The organism is Cohnella sp. SGD-V74 (assembly GCF_003001675.1).
GTDB lineage: Bacteria > Bacillota > Bacilli > Paenibacillales > Paenibacillaceae > Cohnella.
Genome location: NZ_PVYW01000021.1, coordinates 83,692 through 98,816, shown reverse-complemented (window position 1 = coordinate 98,816; position 15,125 = coordinate 83,692). Strand labels below are relative to the sequence as shown.

Here is a 15,125-nt window from a genome sequence, read left to right as displayed (position 1 = left end):
TCGCTCCGCGGAATCACGAATATATTAGCCATAACGGGTCTATACTGGTTTTGAACTTAACTTTAACTTAATTTTAAGTTAATTTGAAGTTTTGAAACGAAACTGTTAGAATGGGGGCGAGGTGATGTATATGTTCGATCTGGCGGAAAAGGAAATGGCTATTGCCGAAGCGATCACACTCTCGGATTTGGTCAAAGATCTACCGGAACAGGAAAGCAGTAAGATGCCTCTTTTCGTCATGGCATTGGCGAACTACATCGAAAAGACGTCATTCCATAACCCCGGAACCTTATTGCAGGAAGTTCATAACTGCCTCACGGAGAAGAACCCTCATCGCGCTTTGCAGCGATTGTTCGTTCATATGGTCACTGTCGGAACAACCGAAGACGCGCTGAACGTACGCTTGTATTCTACCGGTGAGGTCGCCCGCTTCTTCGGGGTCAGCGTTGCCACCGTCAATAACTGGATCAATCAAGGACGCTTTCAAGGCGTGGAAAAAGGCGAACGGTTCAAACAGGTTCGAATTCCGGAAATCGCTGTGTACGTCGCTCCGACCGGCGTACAAACGACGGTAGCGGAGGCTGCCGAAATATACGGGCGCGAGCAAGATCGTCTGGGACGCTCAGAACCGATGACAGAGTCCGAAGAACTGGCCGAATTGGTTAACGCTGTCGTCCATTTCGAGAAAAAATACGGCGGCCCCTACGAGACCACGCTAGGGAGCCGGTCGGACCTTACGTATGAACAATCACGGGATTCCGCGCAATGGGCCGGCTTGTTGAAGTCGATGGAACATATCTTTTTCTCGCTTGTAGCGTCAAAAAAGATGGAAGAATAGCCTCCGGGAACCCCGGGGGCTATTCTTCCATAATCGGTGCTGTTAATAGAGATACAAACGAGAGAACCTTCGAAAAGGATGCTCTATAAGCAAAGTTGCCAGAGATCATCGATATATAAAGAAGGGGTATGTACTTCCTGGAGAATGCCTCATACGCTCCTGAAATTACCTTATCACGGGTTTACCTGTTCAAATTTCAGGAGTGTATAGCATCGGAAGGAGGTACATACCCCTTGCACCTTTATCATCGATTATCTTTCACAGCAACTTGCTTGGCTTATCCTATCTTTATGATGCGGACAGCAGCTCTGCATGATCTCTCGGCGACCTCAACAGCTTGTTCCATTTGCCAACGGCCGCGATCAGAATGACGGCGCCCAGCGTCAGCATGATGATCGACAGGATAGCGTTCAGCACGCTGTAGCCGGCGGCGGCTTCGTTCAGGTAGACGTTCTTGACCATCCAGAACCCGCCGTAGTTGACCGTGACGTACAGATAGGACATCGGAATGAGACAGGTCAGCATATAGCGGCGCTTGTCCGCCACCTTCAGAATGACCGTCGCGCCGATGATCAGGCCGATCGAAGCCATGAGCTGATTGGACACTCCGAACAGCGCCCATACCGAGCCGATATCGCCGGAGAAGAGCAGATACCCCCACATCACGCATGCCAGCGCGCTGGCGAAGATCGAGCCGGGCACCCAGTCCACTTTTTTAAGCGGCTTGTAGACTTCCCCGAAGAAGTCCTGAATGAGATAACGCGCCGTGCGGGTTCCCGCGTCGATCGCCGTCAGGATAAACACCGCTTCGAACATGATGACGAACTGGAAGAAATACGGCGCCATGTTGGCGAACCACGGAATTTTCGTGAAAATATAGGTCATGCCCACGGCCAGCGTCACCGCTCCGCCGGTTCTTCCTTCCAGACTAAGTCCGATCTCTTCGCTGAGCTGATTCAGGTTCACGACGTTCATGCCGAGCGTCTGGAACACTTCCGGCTTGGAGTTGATCGCGAAATAATCGGCCGGGTGAAGCGCCGTAGCCGCGATCAGAGCCATAATGCCGACGACGCACTCGACCAGCATCGCGCCGAAGCCGACGACCTTGATGTCGCTCCAGCGGTTGAGCATTTTCGGCGTCGTGCCGGAGCCGACGAACGCATGGAAACCGGAGATGGCGCCGCAGGCGATCGTAATGGAGATGAACGGCCAGACCGGACCCGCAATAACCGGACCGCCTCCGCCGATAAACTCCGTCAGAGCCGGGAATTGAATGGCTGGATTAATAATGAACACGCCGACGATCAACGCGATGAATACTCCGATCTTCATGAAGCTGCTCAAGTAATCGCGAGGAGCGAGCAGCAGCCAGACCGGCAGCGCCGCCGCGAAAAACGCGTACACAGGCAGGACCAGGGACAGCGTCTTCGTATCGAGCGTCAGCAGGTCTCCCAGAGCGGTACCTTGAATGGAAGGACCGATAAAGACACCGATCATCAGCAGGATGAAGCCGATCGTGGAAGCCAGCTTCAGGTTGCCGGTTTTTCTATAGAACAGGCCGACGCCCATCGCGATCGGAATCGTGATGCCGACGGCGAACGTTCCCCACGGGTTGCGGTCGAGCGCGTGCAGCACGACCATCGACAGCCCGGCCATCGTGATCGTGATGATGAAGAGCATCGCCAGCCCCGTGCAGAAGCCTGCGACCGGGCCGAGCTCTTCCTTGGCGACCTCGGAGAGCGACTTGCCTTTCTTGCGCATCGAAGCGAACAGCACGACGGCATCGTGCACCGCGCCGCCGATGACGGCGCCGATCAGCAGCCAGAGCAAGCCGGGCAAGTAGCCGAATTGCGCCGCCAGAATCGGCCCGACGAGCGGCCCTGCCGCCGCGATCGCCGCGAAGTGGTGTCCGAACGATACCCACTTGTTCGTCGGGACGTAGTCCTTGCCGTCGTTCATCGTATGCGCCGGGGTAGGGACGGAATCGTCCAGCTTCAGCACCTTCGCCGCAATGAAAGTTCCGTACAGCCGATACGCGATCATCAGAATACATATCGAGCCGATAACGATTGTAACCGCATTCATTTTGATGGCCCCTTTAACCTTATATTTGCCCTCATGTTACTAAATGAAAAGGACAATAAAGCGTTTTCAGGACAAAAAGCGCAAGTCGCGGGGCCAGCGGCAAAAATGGCGGGATGAAATGCAGCGACGCCGGACCGGGACCATCAGAAGCCGATAAACTGCTTCAGCTCCTTGATGTGCGTCCGGCTGACCGGCACCTTCGAACCGTCTTTCATGACCAGATTGTAAGTGGAATGGAACCAGGGCTGGATTTCCACAATGGCGTCCAGGTTCACCAGGAACGCCCGATGGACGCGGACGATCGACGTCCCCTGCAGCTTCTGCTCGAAGGAGACCAACGGCTCGGTCACCGTATACTGCCGGTCGTCGGTCGCGATGATCGTCTTCCCCTCGGTGGAGTGAATGGAGACGATTTTGCCGATGCTGACCAGGATGAACCGTTCGTCTTCCAGAATGGCCAGCTTGTCCGTCTTCTCCGGCGAGGCGGTCTTCCGTTCGCTTCGGTCCGGTTGGCCGATCTGCCGACCCAGCTTCAGCCGGGTCAGCTTGTCCACGGTTTGACGAATCCGCTCTTCGTCGAACGGCTTGAGCACGTAATCGATCGCTTCCAATTCGAAAGCCTTAAGCGCGTACTCGTCATACGCCGTGGCGAACACGACGGCCGGCCGATGCTCGTATTCCAGCAGACGGCGCGCCAGATCCAGGCCGCTGTCCTCGGCAAGCTGAATATCCAGAAAGACGACGTCAGGCCGCAGCGTCCGAATCTCCTCAAGCGTCCGCTCGATGCTGTCCGCTTCCCCGACAACCTCCACCTGCTTGAGACGGCGAAGAATATACGTTAATTCGTCCCTGGCCAGCGGCTCATCGTCCACGATATAGGCCTTCAACATGCTGATCTCCCCATTTATGATGACTTAGAGGCAAAGAGATGACGATCCGGGTCCCTTTGTCGAGTTCGCTTTCGAGGCGAAAATCGGCTTCGTCCCCATAGATTTCCTCAATGCGCTTGCGAATATTATAGAGCGCCGTTCCCGTGCCCGCCTCGGATTGTACCGTCTGGCGACCCAGCATGTCCAACAGATCGGGCGATATCCCCCGGCCGTTGTCCTCCGTGATCAGAACGACCTTGTCCTCCCGTTTGAACGCCCGGACCGTCACCCGGCCTTTCCTGTCCCTCACCTTCGCGAACGCATGCCGCAGCGCGTTCTCCACGAGAGGCTGCAGCGTAAACGGCGGAATCGGCACCTCGTCGAGCGAGGGATCGATATCCAATTCAATCGCATATTTGTCGGGAAAACGCGCCCGCTCCAAGCTTAGGAAAGCTTCGACATGCTCCAGCTCCTTCTTGAGCGGGATGAGAAACTGACGGGCTCCTTGGAGATTGCTGCGAAAAAAGACGCTCAGCTTCAGCAGCAGCTCGCGCGCTTTCTCGGAATCGGTCCGACACAGGGCGGAAATCGTATTGATCGCGTTAAACAGAAAATGCGGGTGAACTTGCGCTTGCAGCGCTTTAATCTCGGCGTCCTTCAGCAAGCGGCTCCGGGATTCGGCTTCGGCCAGCTCCAGCTGCGTGGAGAACAGCTTGCCCAGCCCTTCCGCCAACTCCCTCTCGACTCTGTCCATGTCGCTCGCGTTCGTGAAATAGAGCTTTAACGTGCCCTGAGTCTGGCCGTGCACCTTCAGCGGAAGGATAATGGCGGCCTGAAGAGCGCAATCTTTGTTCGTGCACTGGATCTGCTCCCGGGTGCGGGCGAGCAGAATGCGGCCCTGCTCCAGCGCTTTCTTGGTCAACTGGGTCGTCACGCTCTGCAGCGGGATATGGTGGTCCGACCCCGCGCCGACATGCGCCAGCACTTGATGCTGATCGGTAATGGAAATTGCGTCGGCGTTCGTCCCCTGAAGAATAATCGCGGCCGCTTCCCTGCAGGAGCGGGCGTTCAGGCCTTGCCGGAAGAACGGCAGCGTCCGGTCGGCGATATGAAGCGCCTTATGCGTCTGCAGCGCGCGGGTGCGTTCCTCTTCCTGCATGATCGATTGAATGATCAGCATGAACAGCAGCGTGCCGAAGCCGTTAATGACGATCATGGGGACGCTGATGATTTGGACCAGTTCCAGCGCGGCGTCGAAAGGACGAGCCACAAGCAGGATGATAGCCATCTGGGAGCATTCCATGACGATCCCGATCGCGACCGCCCGCCAGGTGGAATTTTTCCCGTTCTTGCGAAACTTCCTTCCGATCAGTCCGGTCGCGATGCCGGCCAATATCGTGGAGACGCCGCACGCGATGGCCGTAAATCCGCCCAGCGTCATCCGGTGCAGCCCCGCGATGGCGCCGACCCCGACGCCGACCAGAGGCCCGCCGAGCAGCCCGCCCAGCGCCACGCCCAGTACCCTCGTATTGGCTAGAGCCCCGTCGTATTCCACACCCGTCTGCCAAAAATGCGCGGACACGTCGTCCGGCCGAATCTGGATTCCGGTATAGTTGCTGATGATGCCGAACGTGCCGAATACGGCGATCAGCCACAGCTTGTCCGTCAGAGCATGCTCGTTGTGGATGAGCTTGCGGAACGAGCCCATTCGCGAGAGCAGCAGCACGAAGATGAGCAGAATGCCGACCCGCTCCAGCATCAATATCAACAAATTCGCCATGGCCGCTCCCCCTTCGTCTGTCCTACCCTGTTATTGTACTAAAAACATCGGCAAAATTCGCCGTGGAAGATGTTGGGTCGAATATAGCGCAAGGGGCTGTCCCGTAAGTAAAAAGAGATGTACAGAACAATTATCGATGGATAGTTGCCTATGGGTATCTACCTCCTTCCGATGCTATACGGCCCTGAAATTTGGAATGGATAGACCCGTAACAGGGTCATTTCAGGACCGTATGAGGCAGTCTCCAGGAGATAGATACCCACTTTTTTCATCGATAATTTTGTACATCCCTACTTACGGGACAGCCCCCGATTATCGCAGTTTTTCGCTTTTTCAGGAAGAGGTTTCATTCGTCGAAGGAGCTCTCTCGCCGCGGCCTCCCCCGCCTGCTCCCGGTCTGGCTCCCATGCCGCCCCGGCCGCCTCCCATGCCTCCTGCGTTGCCGGTCGTAACGCCGGACTCGTTCACATAGGTCACGGAGCCGTCGCCGAGCGCGAAGCCGACGATCTGCGTGTCGCCCGTTGTCTTCCCTGTTCCGTAGAAGCCGTCTTCCCCTGTCCCGTCGTTCGTGCCGCCTGTAGAGAGCGTGTAGCTCGCTCCCGACTTCAGCTCCGGAGACGAGACCAGGAAGGTCTGGAACGCCTTCGCCGGAGCGAAGGCCGCGACCGTCGCGCCGTCGGCGTCCCGAATCGTCACCAGCGTGCCCGCTTCCTGTGCCTGCGGGAAGGTCATCATGACCGAACGCTGCGTCGAGCTGTCGGACGGAGCCTGCACCATGCCCGCGCTGCCCGCAGCGATCAGAAGACCGCCGGTCTGCTCGAATGTGCCGTCATAATCGAGGGCTCCGTTGCCGCTGTTCGTAGGTCCGTTGACGAGAACGGTGCCGCCGCTCATCTTGATCGAACCGTTGGAGTCGAGTCCGTCTCCGCCCGCGTCCACCGCCAGATAACCGCCGGAGATCGTCAGCAGAAGCCCGTTGTCCGCTTGGCCGCCTCCTCCGAAGCCTCCCGGCGAGCTGCCGCTGCCGTCCGATACGTTCACGCCGTCGTCGCTCGCGGTTACGCGGGTCTCGCCGCCGGATATCGCGATGCTCGCGCTCTCCAGCCCTTCATAGCTGCTCGTAATGTCGATCGAGCCGCCTTCGATGGTCAGCGCCGCGTCGGCATGGATCGCATCGTCTCCCGTCGCCAGACGGAGCTGTCCGCCGGCAATCCGGACGCTCGCATTGCTGTGCACGGCGTCGTCGGCCGCGTCGATGTCGAATGTTCCTCCCGCGACGACGAGAGCTCCGGCCGCTTTAAGCCCTTTGGCGCTCGTCGACTCGGTCTCTTCGGCCGTCTCCGACGATGCAGCGGACTCTGTCGGAGCAGCCGCGGAACCCTCCTGCCGGGGAGCCGCAACCCCATCCGGAGCAACCCCTCCTTCAGGCGGCTGCCAGCCTTCCGGAACAGCGCCTCCTTCTGGAGGCTGCGCGCCGTCCATCCCCGGAGCCGCCCCTTCCATGCCGCCGGGAGCTTGGCCGAAGCCCTGTCCCCGACCGCCGAAGCCGCCGCCCGGCATCTCCTCGGCATGCGTCTTCGTCGAAGCCGCATGCCCGCCTCCGGCAACGAGACCGAATGCCCCGTCGGCGATGAAGAGGGAAGTCGCGGACTGGATCGCGTCGTTCACCGACCGAATATCGAACTTGCCGCCCTCCACGACGATCTCGCCCTTGCCTTCGTCCGTATCGTTCGTCGACTTGATGCCGTCCCCGCCCGCGTCGATGGAGAGGTCTCCGTCCTTCACCGCGACCAGATCCTTGCCGACCAGTCCGTCGTCCACTGCCTTCACGACGTAAGTGCCGCTCACGATCTTCAGATCGTCCTTGGAGGAGATGCCGTCGTTATAATTGCCGTTCACGCTCAGCTTGCCCGTGCCGTTGATCGTCAGGTCGGCTTTGCTGAACAAGGCGGCCGTAGGCGCGTCGTCGGACGTATCCGAGTAGACCGCCGCGTCGGTCACGCTGTTCTCCGTTCCCTCCTGCAGCGTCACGACGACTTTGCCCGCCTCGACCAGATGGATCGCCGCGCCGGACTTGCTCGTCACGTCCGCTCCGTTCAGCACCAGATGCACGACCTTATCCGGAGCGTTGACGACAATTCGGCCGTCCTCCAGCTTGCCGCTCAGCACGTAATCTCCGGCGGCGGAGATCGTCACGACGCCCTCAGAGACCTCGACACCGGAGCCGGTCACGGTCGCCGTCGAGCCGTTCAGCTCGATCGCAGTCGCGCTCTCGGCGCTCCACTCCGTTCGCGAGTCGTCCTCGTCGTACTTCACCGAATCGACCGCCCCTTCCCCGGCCGTCTGCACGCTTGCGGCAGTCGCCGCTGCCGAACCGGTCGCGGCGGCCGAGGACGACGGGTTTCCCGCCGATGTGGAACTGCAGCCTGCCGCCAGCAGGGCGGACAGGAGCGCAATGGCGATAAGCTTCGCTTTATTTGGATTGTTCATGCTTTTCCCTCTTTTCTTATTGGTGAATGGCGAATCGAACTCAATATTCTTGCGTGACGGGACTCATCGTCAGCGTAATGTCGAGATTACCGTTGCGTGTGCGAACCGCGTCCAGCAACTCCTTCTGATCGGCGCCCGGAGGAAGCTTCACCGCGTACATGACCTCGTACAAGCTGCCCAGCTCGGTCGTGCGCACCCTTTTCAACTCGTAATCGACTTTGAACTTGCGGAACACTTCGTCGAACGCCTCCTCATAGCCCAGGCTTTCCGGAATCGTAATCTTCAGCGTCTTGACCGGCGACTTGACGGAGCCGAACTTCAACGCCCTCAGCACGAACATGAGCCCGCACAGCCCGACCGTGAACAGCGCCGCATAGCCGTAAGCGCCGACGCCGCAAGCCAATCCCGCCGCCATCGAGAACAGGACGTAAGAGATGTCCTTGGAGTCGCCCGGCGCGCTGCGGAAGCGGATGATGGAGAAAGCCCCCGCCAGACTGAACGCCCGGGCGATGTTGCTGCCGATCAGCAGAATGATGATGGCGACGATCGCCGGCAGCACCGTCATCGTAAGCGTGAAGCTCGGCGAATAGCCCGCCTGCGTCTTCATGTAAGTCCAACTGATGACTCCGCCCATCAAGATGGCGATGCCGAACGTCAGCAGCGCTTGCTGCAAAGTAAGCGCCGTGTCCGACGCAAGCGAGTTAAACAAATTTTCGATCATAGCACGATTCTCTCCCTTGCCGGCTCCGCGCGTTCGGCGTACCGGATCGATTTCTTGTATTCGTTGCCGTATTTGCTGAAGCCCGTGCGGTACATGCCCAGCTCCGACAGCAGCTTCGCGAGCCATACCGGCACCGTCTTCTCGGCCTTCACTTCCATCAGCCACTGGCCTCTTTCCATCAGCTGCTCGCCGTAATCCCCTGCCTCCAGCCTTAGCTCGCTGCGTCTGGAGCGGATATTCGTATCGAACGTGATCCGCAGGTCGCGATTGCCCTTGCAGAACATCGCGATCCGATCGTAGGCCAGATACGTCATCGGGCGCAGCTCGTATCGGGACAGGAAATATTCGATCTCGGAGATGACCTGCTTGTTCATGCCCTCCCGATAAGCCGGCGGCCTGCCGGTTCGGACAAACTCGTAAGCCTCGTCCAGCCTCATCGCCGACCTCCGCTTGTTGACAAGCCCGAACACCTTTTTCTTCAGTTCCACGTACACCTTGGCGTCCGGCTCCGGCACGCCGTAAGCCCGGATGCGCAGCTTTTCCCGATACTTGGGCTTGGAGAGGCTGTCGCGGATCAGCGTATGATGGTCGGTATCGTAGTACAGATTGCTGATGGAGTAGAACTTGTCGTTGCGGTTGTGAGCGTCGAGCTCCATATATTCCATCAGGCGGTTGTAGATGCCGTAGAAGGCTTTCGTATCCATGAGATACTTGTTTTCATAACGGTTGAACACTTCGATCGCCATGTGCGGCACTCCCTTCTTCGTCGTCGACTGTTCGGCCTTGCCCTGTCTGTAGCTTAGAACGGGAACCTTTAGCGAAACTTAAATTGTTAACGCGGTGTAAAATCTTGTCTCCGGGCCGTCCGGGAATGTTAGGATTAAGGTTGATTAAAGGTTTGCTCCCTACAATTAGAGGCAACACGCAGAAGAGAGGGGCGATCGGCCCATGAGAATATTGATCGTGGAAGACGAAGTGAATTTGGCGGAGGCGCTGACGCAAATTTTGAGAAAACAGCATTATTCCGTCGACGCCGTTCACGACGGCCAGTCCGGGCTGGACAACGCGCTGAGCGGCATTTACGACCTGCTGCTGCTGGACATCATGCTTCCGGAGCTGGACGGAATCTCGCTATTGAAGGCGATTCGCGGGCAAGGCGTGTCCACGCCCGTCATTATGCTGACCGCCAAGGGAGAGATAGACGATAAAATCGCCGGACTGGATTACGGAGCGGACGATTACATCGCCAAGCCGTTCGCCACGGGCGAGCTGCTGGCGCGCATCCGGGCGGCGCTCAGGCGCAAGGGAGAAGTCATTCCGGAGGACGCGCTGCGGTTCGGCGACATCGAGCTGAACACCTCCAATCTGAAGCTGTCGTGCAAAGGCAAGGAGCTGAAGCTGATTCTGAAGGAGAGCGAGCTGCTGGAGCTTCTGATTCTGAGGAAGCAGGCGGTGACGTCCAAGGAGCAGATCATCGAGAAGCTGTGGGGGTTCGATTCCGAGGCGGAACACAATAACGTGGAAGTCTATGTCTCGTTCCTGAGAAAAAAATTGGCGTTCCTGAACGCTTCCGTCCGCATCTCCACGATTCGGGGCGTCGGCTACGTATTGGAGGCGGCGGACTGATGTTCACGAGACTGCGCAACCGGTTCCTGCTGATGAATATGGTCATCATCACCGTCATGATGCTCGTCGCGTTTGCTTCGATCTATACGATTACGTTCCAGAACGTTAATCGAGATATCGAGATGGAGCTTCACCGTGTCTCCGAGTTTTATCGCAAGGCCAACGAAGGGCCGGGACGCGGGGGGGACTGGAAAGGGGGGCCGGAGCAGCCGCTTCAAGGCGAAGCCAGCGGAGAACCGCCGATGTTCGAAGGGGGATCGAAGGAGTTCTCCCCGCCCGAGCGATCGGTCTCCTTCGCCCTGATGACGGATGCCTCGGGCAATCTGCTGAGCGTCGATTCCCGGTTCGGGATGGAGGACGAATTCTACGAGACCGCCGCGGACAAAGCCGCGTCCAAGACGCCGAAGGGCGGGCGCTTTACGCTGGACGGCACGCGGTGGGCCTACAGCGCGCAGCCGGAATCGAACGGATACATGATTGTCTATATGGACGTGACCGCGCAGCAGAAAATCTTGACGAACCTGATCTATACGTTCGCCGCCGTCGCGCTCGTCATGCTGGCCGTCATCTACGCGACAAGCCGCTATTTCGCCAACCGATCGATCGCTCCGGTTCGGGAGGCGTTCGATAAGCAGAAACGGTTCATCGCCGATGCCTCCCATGAGCTCAAGACGCCGCTGGCCGTCATTCAGACGAACGCGGACGTTCTGCTGGCGAACGAGACGGAGACGATCGGCGAGCAGGCCAAGTGGCTGCACCGGATCAAGTCGGAGACCGAGCGCATGAAGACGCTGACGAACGACCTGCTGTACTTGACGCAGATGGATGATTCGAAGGCCGAGACGCTTCACGTGCCGTTCAACGTCAGCGAAGCGGTCGAGAGCGTCGTTCTCGCGATGGAGGCCGTCATCTTCGAGCGTTCGCTGTCGCTCGATTACACGGTCGAGCCCGGGTTGACCGCGACGGGCAGCGCCGAGCAGATCAAGCAGGTAGTCATGATTCTGCTGGACAACGCGATCAAGTACAATCGCCCCGACGGCACGGTCGGATTAACCCTCCGGCGGCACCACGGTCATATTCAGCTGGCGGTGACGAACAGCGGATCGGGCATCCCGGCCGAGCATCTGGACAAGGTGTTCGACCGCTTCTACCGCACGGACGCCTCCCGCTCGCGCAAGCAAGGAGGATATGGCCTCGGTCTGGCCATCGCGAAGTCGATCGTGGAGCAGCACAGGGGTAAAATTCAGGCGAGGAGCGTTCCCGGGGAGACGACGACGTTCGTCGTGCAGTTGGGCTAGACGTGGGCGGGACTCCCGCTTCCGGGATTTGACAGGCGTCGCCCGCGCAACTTTCCCTTCCGAACGGACGTCCAACTGCATAACGAAACCTTCCGGAGGAAAGAACCCATGACGAAGAAATTAACGGTTGCCCTGCTCGCGTCGGCGCTGCTTCTGACGGTCGCTGCAGTTCCCGGCCAGGCCTCGGCGGCTCAGGAAGCGTCCACTGAACAGGTCCGGGGAAAATACGTTCAAGGGCGTACGTTGATTCCTCTGCGCGCGGTCTCCACGGCGTTGGGAGCGACGGTGAAGTGGAGTCAGGCGACGTACACCGCTGCGATATCGAAGGAAGATACCGAGATTACGCTGCCGATCAATTCGGACTACGCGACGGTAAACGGCGAAAGCATCCTGCTGGACGCCCGTTCCCGGCTGGAGGGAGGCGTGACGTACGTCCCGCTCCGGTTCGTCGCCAAGACGCTCGGCGGAACCGTATCCTGGGACGCTTCGACGGGCACGGCCTCCGCCTCGCTCGGCGATCGGAAAGTCGTGATCTCCACCCAGCTTGGAGAGCGGTTCCCCGCGATTACCGCGTCCCGGCTCAACGCGCTTGTCCAAGCCGCCAACGAGTCGGCCGACCTGTCCGCTTACAAGCAGATTCGGAGCCATTTTCGGCCTTATTTTACGGATGCGTTCATCAACAAGCTCATTCAGCGCAACGGAGCCTCCACGAAGCATAAGTTCGTCTCCATGCCTTATACCTACTTCTACAAAGGCGAGGGCTACGGCTATATCAGTCAGCTGGAGAGTCCGCGCGACGCCGGAGGCATGAACGTGGAACGCATGATCATGATGCGGTACACCGACGGCGCGTGGAAAGTCGAAGAAATCTCCTATACGCTCGTATCGCCTTGAGCCGTTCGCCCGTTACTTCGTTCCGTGCAAGGCTTCGAGCGCGGCGGCCTCGTCGGGCAGGAAGAAAAACTGCTTCCCGTGGTTGCTCTCGTAAATAAAATCGCGCAAGCTCTTGCTCTCATAACCGGAGAAATCCCCCACGATCGCCAGCTTGACTCCGTAGTTGGTGAACTTCTGCAAGATTTCTCCGGCCAATCGGGTGCTCAAGTCGAAGAACGCCTCGGAAATGCTCTCCTTGCGGAGCAGCATTTTGAAGCAGCCGGTTTCATACTGTACCGTGGCCATCAGATCCAGCGCCTCCTGCACCTCCGAGATCAGCACCTCTCCGCTCTCTACGATCGCCGCTTCCGAGTTTCCTCTTTTATCGACCCGCACGTTCATCTCATGCCTGCCTCCTCTATCGTCATGGCCGTACCGCTCGCCATTAAGTTTCTCCATTGTAGCATCAAACTTTCGAAAAAGAAGCTGCCCCATAAGTAGAGACGTACAAGATTATCGTTGAAAAAAGTAGATGCACCTGGCACCATTCATTGATAATCGTTCGGTACGGCTCTTTTTACTTATGGGACAGCCCTTTTCTTTTCTTTAGCGGCAACGATGATCGGACGAATCAGGAAAGTCCTTGAACGAGTCCGCTCAGAGCATCGCGAAGCGGTGTCAGCGGACGGCCGAGCAGCTTCTCGAAGTCGCTGCTTTCAACTTCCAGTTCGCCATCGCGAATGCCCTGCTGAATGCCGACGAGAAACGGAAGCAGAAACTCCGGTACGCCCGCGCCCTTCATAATGTCGGCATACGCGTCGTCATCGACCTGTTGAACGGGGATGCTCTTGCCGAGAACGGCGCTCAGCTCGGCCACGAATTGCTCCTGGGTCAGCAGCGGACCCGACAGCTCGTATACGGTATTCTCGTGACCGCTGCCGGTCAGGACGGCCGCCGCCGCTTCTGCGTATTCCTGCTGCAGCGCCCAGCCTACTCGGCCCGATCCGGCCGACGTCACCCAAGGCGCCCCCGCCTTCGCGCCTTGAATGCCGGACGCTTCGTTCTCCAGATACCAGTTGTTGCGCAGGAACGAATACGGGATGCCCGTCTTCAGAATGGCCTGCTCCGCGGCTTGATGCGGAGGAGCAAGGAACAGCTTGCTGTCGGCCGCGTTCGCCAGGCTCGTATAGGCGATGAAGCCGACCTTCGCACGGGCGGCCGCCTCCGCCGCGTTCGTATGCTGACGGATTCTCGTCTCCGTGTCCCCGTCCGCGGAGATGATCAAGAGCCGATCGATGCCCGCGAATGCCGCGTCCAAAGACTCCGGACGATCGAAGTCTCCCTGGCGAACGTCCACCCCGCGGGCGCGAAGGCTCTCCGCTTTCTCGGGATTGCGCACGCTGACCGCCACTTGGCTTGCAGGCACGGTTTTCAATAGCGTCTCGACAATTTTAGTTCCCAGCTTGCCCGTCGCTCCAGTAACCAGCAGTTTCATTGTGTATTCCTCCGTTTTCGTATTTCATCGTTATAACCGCGATAGTTACAACCCGTGTTGTAACCATTCTAGTTACTTCGAGACGCTTTGTCAATGCCGGCATTGCGGCCGCCTCGTTTCCGTTGTATCCTCGAGACGAGACATGAAGGCAGCTCCCGTATCGGGTTGAACCATTTCGGCAAAGGGGATTCGCTCTATGGACATAGGATATCAAGCCGCCGGACGCGGCACTCTCCACTGCACGCTGGACTTCTTTACGCATTCCTTCCGCAGCGCCGGCACCCATATCGACTTCCATGCGCATCCGAATCTCGAAGTCGTCTACTATGCGCAAGGCGGCGGCACGACGCAGATCGGAGAGTTGTCGCACGACTATTATCCCGGAAGCTTCGCCGTCATTCTTCCCAATATGAAGCACAACGAGTACCGGTTCCAGGATACGGAGGTTATCTTTTTCAGCTTCGGCGGGGATTTGGGAATCGGGGAGTTCGCGCACGGGCTTTACGCCGACGGCGATCGCAGGCTGGAGACGCTGCTGCGCGCCATGTCCGAAGAGCTTGCCGGCAAGCGGCGGCATTACGATATCGCGCTGCACGGCTTGCTGTACCAAGCGGTCGCGGAGATCGCCCGGTCGACAGGAACGGCGGAGGGAACGGGGCGGAGCGAGAAGGTGAAATACGCCGTCAACTATATGAACCAATACTTGGCCGAAGACATCGACCTCCACGCGATCGCGCGGAATCTCGGGTACAGCTACGACCATTTCCGGCATTTTTTCAAGCGGGAGACGGGCTATTCCCCGACGCAGTTCCTGCTGCGCAGACGGGTCGATAAAGCCAAGCGGCTGCTCGTCGATACGGACAGGCCGATGACGGACATCGCCGCGGAATGCGGGTTCGGCAGCGCGCCGCAGTTCAGCATGCTGTTTACCCGTCTGACGGGCGCGGCTCCGCGGGACTTCCGCAAGCTTAGCCGAATTCGATAAGAACGCAGCCGAATTGGCGGTCGTATTGCTGAAAACGCATTCTTATAATGGAGAGGAATCGTACT

The 15,125-nt window shown here is 58.5% G+C and carries 13 protein-coding genes; 5 read left to right on the top strand and 8 right to left on the bottom strand.

Annotated elements, in window-relative coordinates; all coding sequences use genetic code 11:
• The first annotated feature begins 130 nt into the window (after positions 1 to 130).
• A complete protein-coding gene (locus tag B0G52_RS27265; protein WP_233163112.1) occupies positions 131 to 838 on the top strand; it encodes a helix-turn-helix domain-containing protein in 708 nt (235 codons plus the stop codon).
• Between the two features lie 288 nt (positions 839 to 1,126).
• Here B0G52_RS27265 and cstA read toward each other — a convergent pair whose 3' ends face one another.
• The 6 genes from cstA to B0G52_RS27235 form a co-directional block, all read right to left on the bottom strand.
• Complete coding sequence (gene cstA / locus B0G52_RS27260) at positions 1,127 to 2,923, bottom strand: carbon starvation protein CstA (RefSeq protein ID WP_094049215.1); 1,797 nt, start codon at positions 2,921 to 2,923, stop codon at positions 1,127 to 1,129.
• A 143-nt stretch (positions 2,924 to 3,066) separates the two neighbouring features.
• On the bottom strand, positions 3,067 to 3,813 hold the full coding sequence (locus B0G52_RS27255) for a LytR/AlgR family response regulator transcription factor (protein WP_094049213.1): 747 nt from the start codon (positions 3,811 to 3,813) through the stop codon (positions 3,067 to 3,069).
• Positions 3,785 to 5,572, bottom strand: a complete 1,788-nt coding sequence (locus B0G52_RS27250; protein WP_094049211.1) for a sensor histidine kinase — start codon at positions 5,570 to 5,572, stop codon at positions 3,785 to 3,787. The genes B0G52_RS27255 and B0G52_RS27250 overlap by 29 nt, the downstream gene beginning before the upstream one ends.
• A gap of 333 nt (positions 5,573 to 5,905) precedes the next feature.
• Entirely contained in the window at positions 5,906 to 8,062 is a 2,157-nt protein-coding gene (locus B0G52_RS27245; protein WP_094049209.1) for a carbohydrate-binding domain-containing protein, read from the bottom strand.
• A gap of 40 nt (positions 8,063 to 8,102) precedes the next feature.
• On the bottom strand, positions 8,103 to 8,783 hold the full coding sequence (locus B0G52_RS27240) for a DUF4956 domain-containing protein (RefSeq protein WP_094049207.1): 681 nt from the start codon (positions 8,781 to 8,783) through the stop codon (positions 8,103 to 8,105).
• On the bottom strand, positions 8,780 to 9,529 hold the full coding sequence (locus B0G52_RS27235; protein ID WP_094049205.1) for a polyphosphate polymerase domain-containing protein: 750 nt from the start codon (positions 9,527 to 9,529) through the stop codon (positions 8,780 to 8,782). Before B0G52_RS27235 ends, B0G52_RS27240 begins: the two co-directional genes overlap by 4 nt.
• A gap of 202 nt (positions 9,530 to 9,731) precedes the next feature.
• Between B0G52_RS27235 and B0G52_RS27230 the strand changes: the two genes are divergently transcribed.
• The 3 genes from B0G52_RS27230 (at position 9,732) to B0G52_RS27220 (ending at position 12,601) form a co-directional block, all read left to right on the top strand.
• Entirely contained in the window at positions 9,732 to 10,409 is a 678-nt protein-coding gene (locus B0G52_RS27230) for a response regulator transcription factor (protein WP_094049203.1), read from the top strand.
• Positions 10,409 to 11,707 carry a sensor histidine kinase gene (locus B0G52_RS27225; protein WP_094049201.1) on the top strand — a complete coding sequence of 433 codons (1,299 nt, stop codon included), beginning with the start codon at positions 10,409 to 10,411 and terminating at the stop codon, positions 11,705 to 11,707. The genes B0G52_RS27230 and B0G52_RS27225 overlap by 1 nt, the downstream gene beginning before the upstream one ends.
• A 108-nt stretch (positions 11,708 to 11,815) precedes the next feature.
• The gene (locus B0G52_RS27220; RefSeq protein ID WP_094049200.1) at positions 11,816 to 12,601 is read left to right on the top strand and encodes a copper amine oxidase N-terminal domain-containing protein; all 786 of its coding nucleotides are present in this window, start codon (positions 11,816 to 11,818) and stop codon (positions 12,599 to 12,601) included.
• A 12-nt stretch (positions 12,602 to 12,613) separates the two neighbouring features.
• Here B0G52_RS27220 and B0G52_RS27215 read toward each other — a convergent pair whose 3' ends face one another.
• Positions 12,614 to 12,982, bottom strand: coding sequence for a DUF4180 domain-containing protein (locus tag B0G52_RS27215; protein ID WP_094049198.1), 369 nt, complete (start codon positions 12,980 to 12,982; stop codon positions 12,614 to 12,616).
• Between the two features lie 229 nt (positions 12,983 to 13,211).
• On the bottom strand, positions 13,212 to 14,075 hold the full coding sequence (locus B0G52_RS27210; RefSeq protein WP_094049196.1) for an SDR family oxidoreductase: 864 nt from the start codon (positions 14,073 to 14,075) through the stop codon (positions 13,212 to 13,214).
• A 196-nt stretch (positions 14,076 to 14,271) separates the two neighbouring features.
• Here B0G52_RS27210 and B0G52_RS27205 point away from each other — a divergent pair, with 196 nt between their 5' ends.
• Positions 14,272 to 15,060 (top strand): helix-turn-helix transcriptional regulator, encoded by a 789-nt coding sequence (locus tag B0G52_RS27205; protein WP_094049194.1) that lies wholly within the window; start codon positions 14,272 to 14,274, stop codon positions 15,058 to 15,060.
• Positions 15,061 to 15,125: the final 65 nt, after the last annotated feature.